Source organism: Actinomadura sp. NPDC049382, assembly GCF_040677125.1.
Classification (GTDB): domain Bacteria; phylum Actinomycetota; class Actinomycetes; order Streptosporangiales; family Streptosporangiaceae; genus Spirillospora; species Spirillospora geliboluensis.
The window spans coordinates 28022-45276 of sequence record NZ_JBFARO010000027.1; the positions used below are offsets into that span (position 1 = coordinate 28022).

15 protein-coding genes are annotated in these 17255 nt (G+C 72.8%); 6 read left to right on the forward strand and 9 right to left on the reverse strand.

The window, feature by feature from the left end:
* The first annotated feature begins 20 nt into the window (after positions 1–20).
* A complete protein-coding gene (locus AB0K34_RS18670) occupies positions 21–944 on the forward strand; it encodes a carbohydrate kinase family protein (RefSeq protein WP_138641624.1) in 924 nt (307 codons plus the stop codon).
* A gap of 3 nt (positions 945–947) precedes the next feature.
* Here the strand turns inward: AB0K34_RS18670 and AB0K34_RS18675 are convergent, their stop codons facing one another.
* A complete protein-coding gene (locus tag AB0K34_RS18675) occupies positions 948–1973 on the reverse strand; it encodes a LysR family transcriptional regulator (protein WP_205719696.1) in 1026 nt (341 codons plus the stop codon).
* Between the two features lie 689 nt (positions 1974–2662).
* Here AB0K34_RS18675 and AB0K34_RS18680 point away from each other — a divergent pair.
* Both AB0K34_RS18680 and AB0K34_RS18685 read left to right on the forward strand, forming a co-directional pair.
* On the forward strand, positions 2663–3748 hold the full coding sequence (locus tag AB0K34_RS18680; RefSeq protein WP_364549924.1) for a serine hydrolase domain-containing protein: 1086 nt from the start codon (positions 2663–2665) through the stop codon (positions 3746–3748).
* Complete coding sequence (locus AB0K34_RS18685) at positions 3745–4251, forward strand: pyridoxamine 5'-phosphate oxidase family protein (RefSeq protein WP_364549926.1); 507 nt, start codon at positions 3745–3747, stop codon at positions 4249–4251. Before AB0K34_RS18680 ends, AB0K34_RS18685 begins: the two co-directional genes overlap by 4 nt.
* Positions 4252–4255: 4 nt before the next feature.
* Here AB0K34_RS18685 and AB0K34_RS18690 read toward each other — a convergent pair whose 3' ends face one another.
* Together AB0K34_RS18690 and AB0K34_RS18695 are read right to left on the reverse strand one after the other, a co-directional pair.
* Entirely contained in the window at positions 4256–5767 is a 1512-nt protein-coding gene (locus AB0K34_RS18690) for an alpha/beta fold hydrolase (protein ID WP_364549928.1), read from the reverse strand.
* A gap of 311 nt (positions 5768–6078) precedes the next feature.
* Entirely contained in the window at positions 6079–8172 is a 2094-nt protein-coding gene (locus AB0K34_RS18695) for a RecQ family ATP-dependent DNA helicase (RefSeq protein WP_364549930.1), read from the reverse strand.
* A 151-nt stretch (positions 8173–8323) separates the two neighbouring features.
* Here AB0K34_RS18695 and AB0K34_RS18700 point away from each other — a divergent pair, with 151 nt between their 5' ends.
* Genes AB0K34_RS18700 through AB0K34_RS18710 form a run of 3 tightly spaced genes read left to right on the forward strand, consistent with a single transcriptional unit; the run spans position 8324 to position 11220 of the window.
* Positions 8324–9694 carry a threonine/serine exporter family protein gene (locus tag AB0K34_RS18700; protein WP_240808072.1) on the forward strand — a complete coding sequence of 457 codons (1371 nt, stop codon included), beginning with the start codon at positions 8324–8326 and terminating at the stop codon, positions 9692–9694.
* Positions 9695–9732: 38 nt separating this feature from the next.
* Positions 9733–10059 carry a hypothetical protein gene (locus tag AB0K34_RS18705; RefSeq protein WP_138638634.1) on the forward strand — a complete coding sequence of 109 codons (327 nt, stop codon included), beginning with the start codon at positions 9733–9735 and terminating at the stop codon, positions 10057–10059.
* Between the two features lie 9 nt (positions 10060–10068).
* Positions 10069–11220, forward strand: a complete 1152-nt coding sequence (locus AB0K34_RS18710; protein WP_364549932.1) for a DUF6745 domain-containing protein — start codon at positions 10069–10071, stop codon at positions 11218–11220.
* Between the two features lie 54 nt (positions 11221–11274).
* Here the strand turns inward: AB0K34_RS18710 and AB0K34_RS18715 are convergent, their stop codons facing one another.
* From AB0K34_RS18715 to AB0K34_RS18740, 6 genes are read right to left on the reverse strand one after another with little or no spacing between them, the layout of a single operon-like run.
* On the reverse strand, positions 11275–12129 hold the full coding sequence (locus tag AB0K34_RS18715; protein WP_301174816.1) for an STM4011 family radical SAM protein: 855 nt from the start codon (positions 12127–12129) through the stop codon (positions 11275–11277).
* Positions 12129–13409 (reverse strand): STM4012 family radical SAM protein, encoded by a 1281-nt coding sequence (locus tag AB0K34_RS18720; protein WP_364549934.1) that lies wholly within the window; start codon positions 13407–13409, stop codon positions 12129–12131. Before AB0K34_RS18720 ends, AB0K34_RS18715 begins: the two co-directional genes overlap by 1 nt.
* Positions 13406–14221, reverse strand: a complete 816-nt coding sequence (locus tag AB0K34_RS18725) for an STM4013/SEN3800 family hydrolase (RefSeq protein ID WP_364550003.1) — start codon at positions 14219–14221, stop codon at positions 13406–13408. Before AB0K34_RS18725 ends, AB0K34_RS18720 begins: the two co-directional genes overlap by 4 nt.
* A 5-nt stretch (positions 14222–14226) precedes the next feature.
* The gene (locus AB0K34_RS18730; protein WP_364549936.1) at positions 14227–15306 is read right to left on the reverse strand and encodes an STM4014 family protein; all 1080 of its coding nucleotides are present in this window, start codon (positions 15304–15306) and stop codon (positions 14227–14229) included.
* Positions 15303–16283, reverse strand: a complete 981-nt coding sequence (locus AB0K34_RS18735) for an STM4015 family protein (RefSeq protein ID WP_364549938.1) — start codon at positions 16281–16283, stop codon at positions 15303–15305. The genes AB0K34_RS18730 and AB0K34_RS18735 overlap by 4 nt, the downstream gene beginning before the upstream one ends.
* A complete protein-coding gene (locus tag AB0K34_RS18740) occupies positions 16280–17245 on the reverse strand; it encodes an STM4015 family protein (RefSeq protein WP_138638640.1) in 966 nt (321 codons plus the stop codon). The genes AB0K34_RS18735 and AB0K34_RS18740 overlap by 4 nt, the downstream gene beginning before the upstream one ends.
* Positions 17246–17255: the final 10 nt, after the last annotated feature.

Below are 17255 nucleotides of genomic sequence, written 5' to 3' on the forward strand. Positions count from 1 at the left end.
TTGATCGAGGTGATGACTCCATGACGCGCGTGGTCGTGGTCGGCGATCTCATGACAGACACCGTGGCGCGTGCCGCGTATCCCCTGGCGAAGGGGAGCGACACGCCCGCCGCTGTAACGACCCACGGGGGCGGCTCCGGCGCCAACGTGGCGGCCTGGCTCGCCCTGGAAGGGGTCGAGGTCGCGTTCGTCGGCCGCCGCGGCTCCGACATCGCGGGCCGGAACCGGGACATGGAGATGATGGGGTACGGCGTCGACGCCCGCCTCGTCATGGACCAGGAGCGTCCCACCGGCACCTGCGTGGTCATGGTCACGCACAAAGGCGACCGGACGATGCTGTCCGATCCCGGTGCCAACGGCGCGCTCCTCCCCGAGGACATCGAGCGCTGCAAAGACCTGTTCAACCAGGGCACGCACCTGCACCTGTCGGGCTACTCGCTGATCAACGAGGGCTCCCGGAAGGCCGCCATCCACACCCTGGACCTCGCCCGCAAGGCGCAGATGTCCGTCTCGGTGGACGGCGGGTCGTCCTCCCCGCTCAAGCGGATGGGCGCCGAGCCGTTCCTGGAGTGGACGCAGGGCGCGCGGCTGCTGGTCGTCAACGCCAAAGAGGCCGAGATCCTCACCGGCCGCGACACGCCGGAGCAGGCCGCCAAGGTGCTGACCGCCTGGTATCCGCAGGTCGTCATCAAGAACGGCTCCGACGGCGCCCTCTGGTACACCAACGGCCGGCCCGAGCCCGTCACCGTCGCCGCCGAACCCGTCGAGAAGATCATCGACGGCACCGGCGCCGGGGACGCGTTCGTCGCCGGGTTCCTGCCGCCCTGGCTGGACGGCAAGCAGCCCGCCGACGCGCTCACCGCCGGCTGCCGGCTCGCCGCCCGCGCGATGAAGCACCTCGGCGCCCGCCCGACCCTCGACGTGGTCGACAACCAGATCAAGTAGGGGTCAGGCGAGCGGGGTGTAGGTGCGGACGTCCTCCTTGACCGCCGCCCAGAGGCGGTTGAGGGGGTGCCCCGGCCCGTAGCGCTCCAGGTCGGCGCGGCGGACGAACGCGCCCGTCATCAGCTCGGCCTTGGGCTCCAGGTCGTCGTGCAGCCCGATGGCGCGCAGCGGCACCGCGTCGGGATCGTCCTGCGCGGCCATGCCCCGCCCGATCGACCCGGTGACGATCATGCAGCCGCGGACGAACCCGGACCGCAGCAGCGACAGCCCGTAGTGGACGTCGTCGATGTCGGCGACGACGTTGAGGCGGTCGCGGTAGTGCGGCCCGTACCAGGTGGCGAGCAGGTCGGCGACCAGCCCGGCCGGCGGCACCACCAGCGGGACGCGCCCGAGCGCGCTGGTCTCGACGGGCCCGTCCGGCAGCTCGCTCTCCGGCAGGTTGGTCAGCAGCAGCGCCTGGCCCCGCGCGTACTCGATGACCTCGTACTCCTTCAGCCGCAGATCGCCCTCGGGGGTGCTGACGATGCTCCCGCAGACGAGGTCGACCTGCCGGTTCTCCAGCCGCGACCACACGTCCTTCGTGCGGACGTGGGCGACCTTGAACTCCACCTCCCGCTGCCGGAACTCCTCCGACACCCGGTTCCAGGCCCGGGACACGATCGGCAGGGTGAACTCGGTGGTGCCGACGGTCAGCATCCGCCCCAGCCTGCGCCGGCTCAGGTGAATGGACTCCAGCCACTTGTCGAACGTCATGCGCGCCAGTTCGACGGTGGCCTCGCCGGTGGGGGTGAACAGGAAGTCCTTGCCGCGCCCCTGGCGGACCGTCAGCACCTCGCCGCAGAGGTTCTGGCTGTTGCGGTTCAGTATGTCGAGCTGCTTCTGGACGCTGGACTGCTCGCGCCCCAGCACCCGCGCGGCCCGCAGCGCGGACCCGGTCTCATGCACCACCAGGAGCGTCCGCAGCTGGTCGAACGTCATGTCGAGCAGCCCGGACGGACCGTCCAGGAGGGCGTCGAGGGTCGGTGACACGGTGAGGGACATTACTACCTGTTCCACCGGTCCGACGACAAATGGCCATGCGGCCAGCTGGGCGGGAACTGATGACATTTCCCACTGAACTTATCTAAAGATGTTCTTGCAAACAGCTGGACAGAGTTTTCTGACCTCTAGGACACTTTCTTTCGAGCCGCTCCCCGCCGCCGTCCCTCGTCCCGACCGGACGGCGGCGTTCCGGGCGCGCCCCGGTGGTGCCGGCCACCGGGGCCGCCGCCCGGCGACCCGACTCCCGTTCGCCGCGGCCCTTCTCCGCCGCGGCGCCGGGGCCGGACGCCGGCCCGTGCGCGGGGCCGCGCGCACGGGCCGGTCCGATCGTCCCGCCCGCGCCCACGGGGGCGCGCGGGCGGCCCACGATCACCGGACCCACCGCGCGCGCCCCGCTCGCAACGGCTGTCGGCAGGGCACGCTCGGGTAGCTCTCCGGGCCGGGACGGTGAGATCAGCCCAGCGTGCGGACGGTACGGCCGAGTCACCGTCCGTGCGACCGATGAATCAGCGGGGGCACGAAGGTCTGTATGGACGCCGCGAGAACCGTGACGCCCGATCCCGACCGAAGGAGCCCGCGCCCATGCCCCGCGAATGCCTCGCCATACCGCCGCGTGCGGCAACGGTGCTCCCGCCGCCGGGCCGGCCCGTGAGCGGTGCCCCCCGCGCGGGCGTCCGATGACGTCCCTCCAGGAGAGACTCCAAGACGCGGCCGATGATCTGGTGGCGTCCGGCGCCGAGGTGGGCCTGCAGGTCGCGGTCGTCCACAACGGACGGACGGTCGCCGACGTCGTCGCGGGCATGGCCGCCCCTGAGCGCCCGGTGACACCCGACACGCTCTTCTACGCCGCTTCCACCGCCAAGGGCGTGGCGTCGGCGGTGGCCCACGTGCTCGTGGAACGCGGCGAACTCACCTACGACATGCGCGCGGCCGACGTCTGGCCGGAGTACGCGGCCCACGGCAAGGGCGAGACGACGCTCCGCCACGTCCTGCTCCACACCGCGGGCGTGCCCGCGCCCCCGTACGACACCACGGTCGAGGATCTGTGCGACTGGGACCACATGTGCGCGGTGCTGGCCGCGTCCGAACCGTGGTGGGAGCCCGGCACCCGCTTCGGCTACCACGCGCAGACGTTCGGGTTCCTGCTCGGCGAGATCGTACGGCGCGCCACCGGGCGCACCCTGACCTGGTGGCTGCACGAGGCCGTCACGCGGCCGCTCGGCGTCGGGGACGACGTGCACTTCGGAGTCCCCACCGCGCACCTGCCCCGCGTCGCCCACCAGGAACCGCCGACGGAACCGCCACCGGGCCCGGCCCCGGCCGACCGGTCACTCCCACCGGGCATCAGACCCGACGCCGCATACGCCAACCGCCCGGACGTTCTCACTTCGGACATCCCGTCCGCCGGCACGATGACGGCCCGCGGCGCGGCCCGCGTCTACGCCGCCCTCCTGGGCCACGTCGACGGCGTCGACCTGGTCTCCCCCGCCCGCCTGGCCGACATGGCGGCCGTCCACGTCGACGGCATGGACGAGGTCATGGACATGCCGGCGACCTGGGCGTTCGGCTTCAGCGACTACCGTCCCGCCCGCCCCCGCCCCGGATCGACGTTCGGCATGCCGGGCATGAACGGCTCGGCCGCCTACGCCGACATCGACACGGGCGTGGCCGTCGCGGTGATGCGCAACCGCTTCACCCCCGACCTGACGGCGCTGACGCGCATCGACCACATCATCTGCGACACCATCGATGGGAGCGAATGACCATGCAGAACCCGACACCGCAGCTCGACGAGCGCTTCAGTGACCCCGCCGCCCAGGCGACCCCCTGGGCCACCACGCTCAAAGCCCTCGAAACGGCGCAGCTCTTCTGGATCACGACCGTCCACGCCGACGGCCGCCCGCACGTCACGCCCCTGGTGGCGGTCTGGCTCGACGACGCCCTCCACTTCTGCACGGGGCCGGAGGAGCAGAAGGCGGTGAACCTCTCGCACAACCCCCACGTCGTCCTCACGACCGGCTGCAACGACTGGACGCAGGGCCTCGACGTCATGGTCGAAGGCGAGGCCCGGCGCGTCACGGACCGCCCCACCCTCGAACGCCTCGCCGCCGTCTGGACCACCAAGTGGACCGGCCAGTGGCAGTACGAGGTGGCCGACACCGGCTTCGTCCACCAGGCGGGCGAAGCCCTCGTCCTGGCCGTGCAGCCGACCAAGATCTTCGCCTTCACCAAGGGCACCTTCACCCAGACCCGCTACACCCCCTGACCCGTCACCCCCGGCGTACCGGGGCGGGCGGGATCTCGGCCAGACAGGAGGTGTCGGGGACTCGCAGGTCACGGACGAATCCGGTCTGGATCCCGGCCACGCAGCCGCTGGGCTCGTGTTCGGGCACGTGGCCGACGTTGGGCACCTCCACGACCGCGGCGCGGCGGAACTGGCGTGCGGCCTGCCGCCCCGTCTCGGTCGGAGTGTTGGCGTCCAGATCACCTGAGGTCACGAGGACGGGGACGTCGGGGAACGGCCCGCCGGTCGGCTGGCCCGGGCCGTGCCGGTCGGGCCAGCGGACGCAGGTGTTGCCCTGGTCGTAGCTCATGCTGGTCCAGGCCCGCTTTCCGAACGGCCAGTAGTCGCGCTCGGGCAGTGCGGCGCGCCCGGCCGCGAACTGCCGGAGCCGAAGGGGGGTCGGCGCTCCGCGGTCCCACAGCGTCGGGTAGTCGTTGCAGACCACCGTCGCCGCCAGTTCGGGGTTGAAGGGCTGCGGGTCGTCCTGACGCAGTGAGGACCCGCTCAGCGGGGCCGTCTTCTGGGCGGCGTCGATCAGCATCGCGGTGTCGGAGCGCAGTGCGCTGCTGACCATCGCGGGGACGTCGCCGAGGCCGGCGGGCGCCGTCTTGGCCAGCCCGTAGACGATCGAGGCCAGTGCGGTGTCGTCGAGCCGCCGCCGCTGTCCGCCCAGCGTGTAGGAGACGGGCCGGGTGCGGAGCCGCTGGGCGAGCCGTGCGGTGTCGCGGAGCACCCGGTCGCCGTCGCAGGCGCCGGCGCTGCGTTCGCAGACCAGCCGCAGCGCCCGGCGGGCCGCCTGCGCGTTGGGACGTCCCCACATGTCCACGGCGAGCGGGTAGGCGCTGGAGAGCACGAGCGAGCGCACCCGCTCGGGGTGCCGTTTCGCGTAGACCGTCATCAGGTAGGTGCCGTAGGACTCCCCGATCAAGTCCAGCCGCGCGATGCCCAGCTCCGCGCGGACGGCGTCGATGTCATCGGCGATCTCGGCGGAGGTGTAGCCGCGCGCCCCGGCGCCCAGCGTCCGGCCGCACTCGCCGACCGCCCGCACGAACTCCTCGCGTGTCGCGGGCAGCGAACTGAGCGCGCCGCAACTGACCGGGTCGGACCGGTTGACCCCGCGCGGATCGACGAGCAGCAGGTCATGATCCTGCAGCAGCCCGCCGAACATGCGGGCGTACGTGGAGGCGGACGCGATCGCGGAATCGCCGGGGCCGCCCGGATTGATGGTCACGGTTCCCCTGGCGGGCCGGGACGTGTCGCGGTGCTTGATCAACGCGTAGGCCACGGTGATGTCCCCCAGCCCGGGGCGGGCCCGCACCAGCGGAACCCGCACCGTCCCGCACACCGCACCCGGCACCGGCACGCACCCGGCCGACGCGTTCTCCGCCGTCCGCTGAGGCGTCCCGGCACGTCCCGCCGGCACGGCGACCAGCCCACTCGCCACCACCGCGGCGACCCCGGCCACCAGTATCCCGCTGCCCTTCGAGATCAACTTCATGCACGGCAGCCTGGACGGCACGGTGTCGCACGCGCATCGTCCTGCACGGGTAACCCGCGCCCGCCCCCTGAGAGGGAGACCAACCCCACCCCAGGCACCACACCGGCGATTCTCATGGTTCGGCGGGCCTTCACCGTGACCCCGTCATCGAGGCGGGCGAGCGCTTCTGATGTCCGTCCCCGGTGGCCCGATCCGGCCGCGGGCGCGCCGCCCGGGCCGCGTGGGCGTTCCCGTCGCTCCGCCCGGTGGCGGCGGCAGGCGTGGGCGTGCCGCGTGCGATGCCGTGGGTGGGTTAGGAGGGGGTGGGTGGGTTAGGAGGGGGTGGCGAGGGTCAGGGGGAGGACTGATTGGGCGCCCTCCTCCTTGAGGAGACGGGTGGCGACGGTCATCGTCCAGCCGGTTTCTATGCGGTCGTCTACCAGGAGGATGTGGCCGGGGTTGTCTTGGAGGGCCTCGGTGAGGGGCACCGGGACGGCCAGGCTCTGCCAGACCTGGTGGAGGCGTTGGGCGCTGTTGTGGCGTCGGGGGCCTGGGTCACCGAGCGGGGTCAGTTCGCCCAGATACGGGAGGCGGCCTATCTCGGCTATGCGGCGGCCGAACGTGGTGACCAGGCGGGGGCGGGAGCGGGAGCCGATCGTGACGACGCCGGTGGGGCGGGTGCCCCAGTCCCAGGCGGCGAGGACCTTGACGACGGCGTCGACCAGGTCGGCGGGGACGTCGGTGTCGTCGGCGGCGAACAGGTCGCGGAGGCGGTTGCCCCAGCCGATGTCGGTGAGGCGGCCGAGGGCGCGGCCCGTCTCGGCCTGGAGGTCGGCCTTGATGCGGCCGGACACGCCGAGGTCGTCCTTGAGGCCGGTGGGCCACATGCGGCGGGGGGCGATGTCGACGCCGGGGCGGTGCAGGCGGTCGCGGGCGCGGGTCGCGCTCTCCTGGGCGACGTCGGTGGGCCAGTGGCGGCCGGTGCAGTTGTCGCAGCGGCCGCAGGGGGCGGCGGCCGGGTCGTCGAGCTGGCGGCGGAGGTACTCCTCGCGGCAGCCCGTGGTGGAGATGTAGTCGAGCATCGCCTGCTGCTCGCGGCGGCGCTCGGCGGTGACGCGCTCGTAGCGTTCGCGGTCGTAGCTCCAGGGCCGGCCGGTGGACGTCCAGCCGCCCTTGACGCGGCGGGCCGCGCCGTCCACGTCGAGGACCTTGAGCATCATCTCCAGGCGGGCCCGGGTGAGGTCGACCATCGGTTCGAGGGCGCCGGTGGAGAGCGGGCGGTCGGCCGAGTCGAGGACCTCCAGGGTGGTGCGGACCGTCTGCTCCGGAGGGAACGCCAGGCTGGCGAAGTAGGCCCAGATGTCGCGGTCCTCCCGGCCGGGGAGGAGGATGACCTCGGCGCGGTCGACGCCGCGGCCCGCGCGGCCGATCTGCTGGTAGTACGCCACCGGGGACTGCGGCGCGCCCATGTGGACGATGAAGCCGAGGTCGGGCTTGTCGAAGCCCATGCCGAGGGCGCTGGTCGCGACGAGGGCCTTGAGCTTGTTGTCCTGGAGGTCCTGCTCGGCCTGGAGGCGTTCGGCCTGCTCGGTCTGGCCGGAGTAGGCGGCGACCTCGTGCCCCCGGTCGCGGAGGTAGCCGGTGATCTCGTGGGCGGCGGCGACGGTGAGCGTGTAGATGATGCCGGAGCCGGGCAGGTCGGCGAGGTGCTCGCCGAGCCAGGCGATGCGCTGCTCGGCGGTGGGGAGCGCGGCGACGGCGAGGTGCAGCGACTCGCGTTCCAGCGGGCCGCGCAGGACGAGGGCGTCGTCGCCGGCGAGCTGCTCGGCGACGTCCTGGGTGACGCGGGCGTTGGCGGTCGCGGTGGTGGCGAGGACGGGGATGCCGGGCGGCAGCTCGGCGAGCAGGGTGCGCAGCCGCCGGTAGTCGGGGCGGAAGTCGTGGCCCCAGTCGGAGATGCAGTGCGCCTCGTCGACCACGACCAGCCCGGCCCCGGCGGCGAGCTTCGGCAGGACGAGATCGCGGAAGTCGGGGTTGTTGAGCCGTTCGGGGCTGACGAGCAGCACGTCGACCGCGCCCGCCTCGACCTCGGCGAAGATCTGCTCCCAGTCGCCGGTGTTGGACGAGTTGATCGTGCGGGCGTGGATGCCGGCCCGGTCGGCGGCCTCGATCTGGTTGCGCATCAGCGCCAGCAGCGGCGAGACGATCACAGTGGGGCCGGCGCCGCGCTCGCGGAGCAGCCGGGTCGCCACGAAGTACACCGCCGACTTGCCCCACCCGGTGCGCTGCACGACCAGGGCGCGGCGCCGGTCGACGACGAGCGCGCTGATCGCCGTCCACTGGTCGTCGCGGAGCCGCGCGTGGTCGCCGGCGAGGGCGCGCAGGCAGCGCTCGGCATCGTCCCGGAGCCCGTCTGAAGTGCTCATGTGTCCTTGGTACCAGCGCCGCGGAAGACACCGCACCAAAAACGCGTTCTGTGGAAAAGGCGGGTGGGAGCCGGGGCGTTGCGGCCGCGAGTGCGTGGGTAGCCTGCTGGTCAAGATCAGGTGACGGCGGGGAAGGAACACAGCGGGGGCAATGCGCGCTGCCGAACGATTGCGGCGGACCTGGCAGGTCCTGATGGACGGGCATCCCCCGGAACCGCCAGAGGAAGAGCCCGGTGAGGTCGTCGACCCGCGTGCGGTCGATCTCGTCCTGCGCGTCGGTGAACTGCTGCTGGCGAGCGGCGAGACCACCGAGCGCGTCAACGAGGCGATGCTCAGCCTGGCCGTGGCCTATGAGCTTCCCCGGTGCGAGGTCCAGGTCACGCTGACGAGCCTTCTGGTGTCGGCCCACCCGGGCAAGGGTGCGCCGCCGATGACGGGGACGCGGGCCATCCGGCGCCGTACCCCGGCCTACTGGCGCCTTACGGCGCTGCATGATCTCGTCCAGGACGCCTCCATCGGCATGTTGGAACTGGACGACGCGCACAAGCGCCTCGCGGGGATCAAGAGCGGGCGCGCGCCCTATCCGGCGTGGCTGATGGTCGTGTCGCTGGGCCTCATCGCCGCGTCGGGCAGTGTGCTGTCCGGTGGTGGGCCGCTCGTCGCGACGACCGCGTTCATCGCGACGGTGCTCGGCGACCGCACCGCCGCGGCGCTGGCGCGGCGCGGCATCGCGGAGTTCTTCCAGCTGACGGTCGCCGCCGCGATAGGAGCGGGAGCCGCGGTCATCGTGGTGGCCCTGGGCAATCCGAAGGACGCCTCCACCATCGTCACGGGCGCGATCCTGGCGCTGCTGCCGGGACGCCCCCTGGTCGCGAGCATTCAGGACGGCATCACCGGCGACCTGGTGAGCGCCGGGGCGCGGGTCCTGGAGGTCTTCTTCATGATCGCCGCGATCGTCGCCGGGCTCGGCGCGGTGGTCTACCTCGCGGTCAATTTGAACGTCCCCATCGACGTCAAGCATCTGCCCACGCCGGCGGCGGAGTTGCGGCCGGTCGCGGTGATCGCGGCGGCGGCGATCTCCGTGACGTTCGCGATCTCCCTTGCCGCGCCCAAGCAGGTCCTGCTGGCGGCGGCCTTGGGCGGTGCGCTCATCTGGGTGCTGTACGTCCTGTCGCGCGGGTGGAACGTCCCCCCGGTGCTGGCGGCGGCGGTGGCGGCGACGGTCGTCGGTGTCGCGGCGAACTGGCTGGCGCGAAGAAACCAGCAACCCGTCATGCCCTACGTGGTCCCGGCCATCGGCCCTCTGCTGCCCGGGACCGCGCTGTACCGCAGCATGGTGGAACTCAACACGGGCTCCCCGAACACGGGTGTGCTGAGCCTCATCGGGGCCGTGTCCGTGGCGCTGGCCTTGGGCGCCGGCGTGAACCTCGGTGGTGAGCTGGTCCGCGCGTTCCAGCGCGTCGGCCTCGGCGCGTCCGGACGGTGGGCCCGTCCCGCGGCCCGCCGTACGCGCGGTTTCTGAGCCCTCGTTCTGTCGGTGGCGGACGTTACGTTCGCGGCATGTACCGACAGGGAGACATCCTGATCCTGCCCGTGTCCGAGGAGGCGGTCCCGCGGTCCGTGCGCGACCTGCCGTCCGCTCCGCGCGACGGCCGGGGACGCATGGTGCTGGCCCTCGGAGAGGCCACCGGGCACGCGCACGCGCTGACCGCGCCGGGCTCGCTGCTGCGCACCCCCGACCCGCTCGCCCCGGACCATCTGCACCTGCCGTCCGGCGGGCGGCTGGTGCATGAGGAGCACGCGGCGATCACGCTGCCCAAGGGGTGGTACCGGGTGGTCCGCCAGCGCGAGTACGTGCCCGGCGCCGTGCGCGTCGTGGCGGACTGAGGCGGCGGGATGGTCACCGGAACCTTGCGCGAAACCCATTTCGTGGTCGGCGACTGGCAGGCGGCGGCGTTCGGCACCGGCCCCGCCGACCGCGCCCAGGCCGAGGCGGGGGTCGCCTCCGCCTACGCCTCCGCGGGCCTGGCCGCCCCTGAACGGTACGTGTGGGTCCCCTCCCCCGCGCGCGGCGCCGTCGCGGCGGCCGTCCTGGCGGGGCACGGCGACGCGCTGAAGGCGGCGGGGCTGGACGAGCTGGTCGAGCAGGCCCGCGCCGACCTCGGTGAAGGGCCGGCGGGCGGGAGCGTCCTCGCGGACGTCCGCACCCGCCCGTGGGAGGCGATGCGTGCGGCGGCCTGCTCCGAACAGGGGCCGGAGCAGTGGCCGCGCACGTGGGCCGAGACGGGCGGCCTCCTGTGGGGCCAGGTCCAGTCGCTGGTCACGCGGGTGCGCGCGGCCATCGGCGAGCAGGCCCACGCCGGGTCGCTCGCGGCCGGGAACGAGCGCCCCGCGCCGGATCAGGAGCAGGTGGCGTCCCTGCTGCGCGCCGCCACGCTCGACGCCGTACTCGGCCAGCACGACGCGCCGTGGCTGGCGCTGTTCGAGTCGCTCGGGCGGCTGGAGGGCCCTCTCGCGGGCCTTGCCGAGGTCGCCCGGTCGGCCGGCTGGTGGTGGCCGTACGAGCGGCTGGTGATCCTGTCGGAACGTCCGAGCGAGCTGCACCGCGACGAGCCCGGGCGGCTGCACCGCGGCGACGGCCCCGCTCTCGCCTACCCGGACGGGTTCGCGCTGCACGCCTGGCGCGGCATGCCCATCCCGCCCGACTTCGTGGCCTCGCTGACGGGGCTGACGCCCGACCGGATCTCGGCGGAGGCGAACGCCGAACTGCGCCGGGTCATGCTGGAGATCTTCGGATACGACCGGTACCTGGCCGAGACGGGCGCGCGTCCCCTGCACCGGGACGAGACGGGCGTCCTGTGGTCCATCGACCTGCCCGGCGACGAGCCGGTGGTCATGGTCGAGGTGGTCAATTCCACCCCCGAACCTGACGGGACGTACCGCACCTACTATCTGCGCGTCCCGCCCGGCACCCGCACAGCGCGCGCGGGCGTCGCCTGGACGTTCGGCGTGGACGAGGCCGACTACCACCCCGAGAAGCAGACCTGAGCCCGCGGGCGTCCCTTGGTCGCACTTCCCCAGTCACCAAGGGACGCCCGTCCTTCAACGCTCCAGCAGGGCCGGGATCCGTTCCAGGACGCCGCCGGCGAAGGTGTCGTAAAGCCCGAGGGGCTCCAGGTGGACGTAGCCGATGTGGCAGTCGCAGACGTCGAGCGGGCATGGGCGCGGGGCCAGCGTGTCCCGGAACGTGCCGTCGTACAGGTTGCCCAGCACGGCCGGGACGAAGTGGCAGCGGCGGACGGTGCCGTCGCCGTCCACGGACACCACCGTGTCCCCCGTCCGGCAGGGGAGGCCGCGGCTGGCGTGCGGGCGGCGGCTGAGCGGGAAGAGCGGGTCGATCTCGGCCCAGGTGGCGGCTTCGGCGTCGTCGTAGACGCGCCCCTCGGCGGCGTTGACCCACAGGTAGGTGCCGGTGGGCAGGTCGGCGCGCAGACGGCGGGCGGCGTCGAGGTGTTCGGGCTGGCCGACAATGCCGACGCTGTACCGGACGCCGCGCTCTGCCAGGTCCCGGCACTTCCCTAGGAAGCGTTCATAGGGCACTTGCCCGGGATGGTAGGTCGCCCAGAGCGCAAGCCGGGTGAGGTCGGCGTCGGCCGTCCACGACACACGGTGGCTGAGGTTGGTCTGGATCGCGACCCGTTCGACATGCGGGAGATGACTCAGCGTGGTGAGCGCCTGCCGGTACCAGGAGCGCACCAGCCCCTCGCCCCACGGCGTGAACAGGACGGAGACGGGGTGCCCGCAGCCGGCGACCCATTCCGTGAAGCGTTCCAGGGCGGCGCGGTCGGCGCGCAACTGGTCCGGTGTGTCGCGGCGCTTGGCGAAAGGGCAGTACGGGCAGTCGTAGTCGCAGCTCGCGAGCGGCCCCCGGTAGAGGATCGTCAGGTGCCGCCCCATCAGCGCGCCTCGTAGGAGTCCATGAGGCCCTCGACGCGGGACGAGAAGAGCGCGGGGCCGATGGCGTCGGAGTAGGCGAGCCCTTCCGGCGTGAGCCGCACCGTGGTGTCGGACGTCTCCAGCCATCCGCGCTCACCGAACGCTGCGAAGTCGGTGGCGAAGTCGTCCAGTGGGTCGCTGTCGAAGCGCGCGCGGTACTCGGCCCGGTCGACCCCGGCCGCCTGCAGTAGGGACTGGAGCAGATGGCGGCGGCGTTGCTCGTCGCCGTCCAGGGTGAACCCGACACGGGCGGTGGTGAAGTCGGTCTCGCTCACGTAGGAGTCGATGATGGAGCGCACTTGCCCGGCGCCCACCGCGTACTCGAACGAGTAGTGCAGGCGGGAGGTGTAGGAGCGGGCTCCGCAGCCGAGCCCGACCATGCCGTCCGTCTGGCAGCAGTACTCGGTGCCGTTGGCGGTGTCTCCGGGGAGCCGGAACATCCGCATCGACACCTGCTCGTAGCCTTCGGCAAGAAGGTGGTCACGGCCGATGCCGTACAGGGTGAGGCGCTGGTCGTCCCAGTCTTGGGCGCGGCGTCCCAGACCCGTCAGCGGACGGACGTAGAGGGGGTACAGGTAGACCTCCTCTGGACGCCATGCAAGCGCGGCGTCCAGGGAGTGCAGCCATGTCGCGGGCGTCTGGCCGTCGATGCCGTAGATGAGGTCGATGTTGAGGGTCGGGAAGCCCACGGCCCGGATGCGGTCCAGCGCGGCCTCCACTTCGGCGCGCTTCTGGGGCCGGACCGCCGCGCGCGCCTCCTCGTCCAGGAAGCTCTGCACGCCGATGGAGATGCGGGTGGTTCCGCGTTCGGCGAGGACGGTCAGGCGGTCGGTGGTGGCGGTGGCCGGGGACGTCTCCACGCCGAGCGGGATCGTCCCGAAGCCCTTGAAGCGTCCGGCGATGTCGCAGAGGCGCTCCAGCTCCGGGGCGGTGAAGTAGGTCGGTGTGCCGCCGCCGAACGCGGCCGTGGCGAAGGCGGGGCCGTCCAGGGCGTCCAGTACGGCGGTCGCCTGCCGGTCGAGGGCGTCCAGGTAGGCGCCGGTCAGTTCTTCGGGCGCGCCCGTGCGCGTGAAGAGGTTGCAGAAGCCGCACCGCATCTCGCAGAAGGGCACGTGGAGGTACAGGAAGAGCGAGTCGAGCGGCTCCCCCGCCCACACGTCGCGCAGTGGAGGCGCCGGGTCCAACGGACGGTAGGCGGTCTTGTGCGGGTACGCGTACACGTATCCCTGGTAAGGCTTCACTGTAGAACGAACTCCCCGTACGGAACGGTCCAGACGACCTCGTGGCCGATGCGGTGCCCGGTGTGGCCGTCCTCGCCGTAGGCCGTTCCGTGGTCGGAGCAGACGATGACGAAGCAGGGGCGGCGCATCAGCGCGAACAGGCGCCCGATGTGGGCGTCGACATGGCGGAGGGCGGCGGCGTGGCTGGCGCGCGTGTCGCCGTCGTCCCGGGTGGCGCCGGGCAGATAGAACCAGTTGGGCTGGTGCAGCGACGCGACGTTCACCAGCAGGAACAGCCGCCGGTCGGACGGCAGCCGCGCCATGGTCTCGGCGACGCGGTCGATCTGGTTGGGCAGCGCGTCGGGGTCGGTCACGCCGAACGCGGGCTCCCAGTGGCTCTCGGCGAACAGGGACGGCAGCGCCGACCCGAGCGGCGTCAGCTTGTTGAAGAACCCGACGCCGCCCACGCAGACGGTGTGGTAGCCGGCGGCGGCGAGCCCGGACGGCAGGTCGGCGGCGTCGAACGTCCACGTGTGGGGCGCGGTCGTCTCGCTGCCGGGGAACGCCCCCGCGAAGAGACGTGGGTGCGGCCCAGGGGACGCGGGGGTCGGCATGAACCCGGCCAGCATCGCGGCGTGCGCCGCATAGGTGAAACTGCCCGGCGTGTGGCGGCGCTCCCAACGGCCCCCGGGGAGCAGCCCGGCGAGTGTGGGCGTCTCCCCTGCCGCGGCCAGTTCGGCGGCCACGTCGTAGCGGAGCGTGTCGAGAGTCACCAGGAGCAGATCGTGGGTGCCGACGATGGCGTTCATGTCGTGCGACACGCCTGCATCCATGTTCGTCACGCCGCCGCCCCCGCCGCGTCCTGGAGCAGAGCGACCTGGGCGCCGTACGTGTCGAGTCCCTCGGCCGGGCTACCGGGCAGACCGGTAAGCCCAGGGAGCAGGTCGCCGAACGCGTTCACCTCGCAGACGGCGAACCGCTTCAGGCCGATCCCCACGAGCAGGTCGACGCCGACCATCGGGCTGCCCGGGAAACAGGACGCGGCCCGCGCGCACACGTCGAGTGCCCGCCGCCATCTGGTCTCGCCGAGCACGCGCTGCACGGCTCCCAGGTCGCCCCTGGCGCCGCCAAGATGCAGGTTGGTCATGGGCGTTCGGCTCGTCCGGACGACCGCGTGCGTGGGTTTGCCGCCGATGACGACGACCCGCAGGTCGAACACGCGGCCGTTGATCGTGGCCTTGGGCAGCCACCGCTCGACGTGCAGGCCGTCCGGCGCGAGCAGGTCGATGAGCGCGGCGACCTCCTCCTCGGTCTCGTAGGAGCGGACGCGCAGCGAGTTGACCAGCTGCCCGTCCGCCATGGACGCCGAGGTCACGGCCCTGATCCGGGTCGGCGGTGCGGTCTGCAGCGCCACCACCCCGGACGCGGACGAGCCGTGCGCGGGCTTGACGAACACGCGCCGCTCCCCCGCCTCGTCCATCCGGGACCGGAGTGCCGCGTAGCCGGAGACGCCCGGCAGCGCGGCCGGGACGGGCACCCCGGCCGCCAGCAGGCGGGCGTGCGACCGCCGCTTGTCGAACATGACCGCGATCTCCTCGACGTCGCCGAGCAGGCGGGCGCCCGCCGCCGACGCCTCCCCGGACATCCGCCGCAGCGCCGCCGTGAACGTCCGGTGCCAGCGGGCGCCGCCGCCCACCCGGGCCGGTTCGCCGGGGCCGCGCAGCAGCGCGTCGGCCTCGCGGTCCTCGCCCGGCGAGTCGACGCGCACGAGGTCGCCCGCGGCCAGGCCGAGCGGGGCGCCGCGCAGGACGTCCGCCCAGGGCACGACCCGCGGTTCGGGCAGCCCGGCGGACCGGCACGCCGCCGCGAACAGCACGGGGCGCCGGTCGCCGGGCGTCCCCACGACGACGAGGCTCATTCGGCGACCGCGATGTAGGAGCCGCTCATGTCGAACTCGAGCCGGCGCCACTGGGGCTTCAGCCACTCGGGGAACCCCTGCGGATCGTCCAGGTTCACCCGGACGCCCGGCAGCGCCTCCCGCACCCGCGCGCCCATCTCCTCGGTCAGGAAGTGGTGGTGCAGGTCGAGGTCGGCGAGGCGGCCGAGCGGCCGCCCGGCCAGCAGCGCCTCCGCGCCCGCGTCGGTGAGCGTGCCGAGCGCGAGGCTCAGCGACTCCAGCCGCGCGACGACGGGCGCGTCCGCGACGGCCTCGGCGATCCGGTCGTGGCCCGAGGCGTTCTCCAGCCCGAGGTGGCGCAGGGCGGGCAGCCGCTCCCCCGCGAGGATCGGGGCGAGGTCGTCGAGGGAGGCGAGCCAGTCCAGCTGGCCGCCGCCCAGCCACAGGTCGAGGTGGCGCAGCCCCGGCAGGTCGCTCTCGGCCACCGACCGGACGATCTCGGCGGGCAGCATGGCCGCCTCGAACCGCAGCGTCCGCAGCCGGGCGCCGGCGCCGGCGTCCAGCACCGGGAACAGCAGCCCGTCGGAGCCGCGCACCTCGAAGTGCTCCAGCTCGGGGAACGCCTCGAACAGCGGCGCGACGTCGGTGTGCTTGATCCACGAGAGGTGCAGGTCCCAGTCGCGGATGTCGCCGAGGAACAGCGCCCGGAGGCGCGGCAGCCGGTCGGCGGCGGCCACCAGCCGCTCCACCGGGTCGAACTCGGTGCAGTCGAACCCCCAGAAGCCGATGATCAGGTGGGTGACCCGCGCGGTGTCGACCTCCTGGAGGAAGCGGTCGAAGTTCTCGGGGACCTCCGCGCCCCACACCCCGTTGTCGTGGATGTGGTGGTAGATCCCCCAGGCGACGTCCCCGGCGGCGGGGAGCGGGCCGCCCTCCGGGTCTCCGTCGAACGCGTGGACGGGGAGCCCGGCGAACGTCGAGAGGCGTTCCTCGATCATTCGGACACCGCGATGTAGCGCCACTCGCCGTCCGGCTTCTCCTGCTCGTCCAGGTCGACCTCGACGCCGGGCAGCGCGGCCTTCACCCGCTCGATCATCGCGTCCGACAGGAAGTGGTGGTGCAGGTCCAGCTTGCGCAGGTGGGTGAGCGGCTGCCCGGACAGCAGCGCCTCGGCGCCCTGGTCGGTGAGGATGCCCATGGCGAGGCTGAGCGACTCCAGCCGCGCCACGACGGGCGCGCCCGCGACGGCCGCGGCGATCTCGTCCTGGATCTCGCTGTCCTCCAGGCCGAGGTGGCGCAGCGCGGGCAGCCGCTCGCCGCCGAGCAGCGGCGCGAGGTCGGCGACCGCGGTGTCGCCGCCGTAGTTCTCCTCGCCGAGCCACAGGTCGAGGTGCTCCAGGTTCGGCAGCTCGCTCGCGCCCACGGCCCGGACGATCCGGGCCGGGAGCCCGCCCGACTCGAACCGCAGCACCTTGAGCCGCTCGCTCTTCACCGGGTCGAGGGCGAGGTTCTGCGCGCCGCGCACCTCGAGCCGCTCCAGGTCCGGGAACGCGGTGAACAGCGGCGTGATGTCGGAGTGCTCGATCCAGGAGATCTCCGCCTCCTCGCCCGTGATGTCGCCGAGGAACAGCGCCCGCAGCTTCGGGAAGGACGCGGCGGCCTTGGTGAGCACGTCGACCGGGTCGGCGGCGCCGGAGTCGTAGTCCGCGCCCCAGTAGCCGATGATCAGCGCGGTGATCTCGGCGGTGTCGACCGTCTGCACGAAGCGCGCGAAGACGTCGGCGAAGTCCTCCTCGTCGAAGGCCGTCCCGACGTACCAGGCGGCCTCGCCCGCCGCCGGGTACTCCTCACCGGTGACCGGGTCGGTGCCGGCGTCCCCCGCGTCGCCCGTTTCGGTCTCGTGGTTGAACGTGGCCACCGGCAGGCCGGCGTATTCCTCAAGGTGCTGATAAACGCCCATGGGTCCCCTT

What these genes read in the sequence shown, in the direction of transcription:
- AB0K34_RS18670 (WP_138641624.1), top strand. Translation starts at nt 21, where the DNA reads ATGACGCGCGTGGTCGTGGTCGGCGATCTCATGACAGACACCGTGGCG.
- AB0K34_RS18680 (WP_364549924.1), top strand. Translation starts at nt 2,663, where the DNA reads ATGACGTCCCTCCAGGAGAGACTCCAAGACGCGGCCGATGATCTGGTG.
- AB0K34_RS18685 (WP_364549926.1), top strand. Translation starts at nt 3,745, where the DNA reads ATGACCATGCAGAACCCGACACCGCAGCTCGACGAGCGCTTCAGTGAC.
- AB0K34_RS18690 (WP_364549928.1), bottom strand. Translation starts at nt 5,767, where the DNA reads ATGAAGTTGATCTCGAAGGGCAGCGGGATACTGGTGGCCGGGGTCGCC.
- AB0K34_RS18695 (WP_364549930.1), bottom strand. Translation starts at nt 8,172, where the DNA reads ATGAGCACTTCAGACGGGCTCCGGGACGATGCCGAGCGCTGCCTGCGC.
- AB0K34_RS18700 (WP_240808072.1), top strand. Translation starts at nt 8,324, where the DNA reads ATGCGCGCTGCCGAACGATTGCGGCGGACCTGGCAGGTCCTGATGGAC.
- AB0K34_RS18705 (WP_138638634.1), top strand. Translation starts at nt 9,733, where the DNA reads ATGTACCGACAGGGAGACATCCTGATCCTGCCCGTGTCCGAGGAGGCG.
- AB0K34_RS18710 (WP_364549932.1), top strand. Translation starts at nt 10,069, where the DNA reads ATGGTCACCGGAACCTTGCGCGAAACCCATTTCGTGGTCGGCGACTGG.
- AB0K34_RS18715 (WP_301174816.1), bottom strand. Translation starts at nt 12,129, where the DNA reads ATGGGGCGGCACCTGACGATCCTCTACCGGGGGCCGCTCGCGAGCTGC.
- AB0K34_RS18725 (WP_364550003.1), bottom strand. Translation starts at nt 14,221, where the DNA reads ATGGATGCAGGCGTGTCGCACGACATGAACGCCATCGTCGGCACCCAC.
- AB0K34_RS18730 (WP_364549936.1), bottom strand. Translation starts at nt 15,306, where the DNA reads ATGAGCCTCGTCGTCGTGGGGACGCCCGGCGACCGGCGCCCCGTGCTG.
- AB0K34_RS18735 (WP_364549938.1), bottom strand. Translation starts at nt 16,283, where the DNA reads ATGATCGAGGAACGCCTCTCGACGTTCGCCGGGCTCCCCGTCCACGCG.
- AB0K34_RS18740 (WP_138638640.1), bottom strand. Translation starts at nt 17,245, where the DNA reads ATGGGCGTTTATCAGCACCTTGAGGAATACGCCGGCCTGCCGGTGGCC.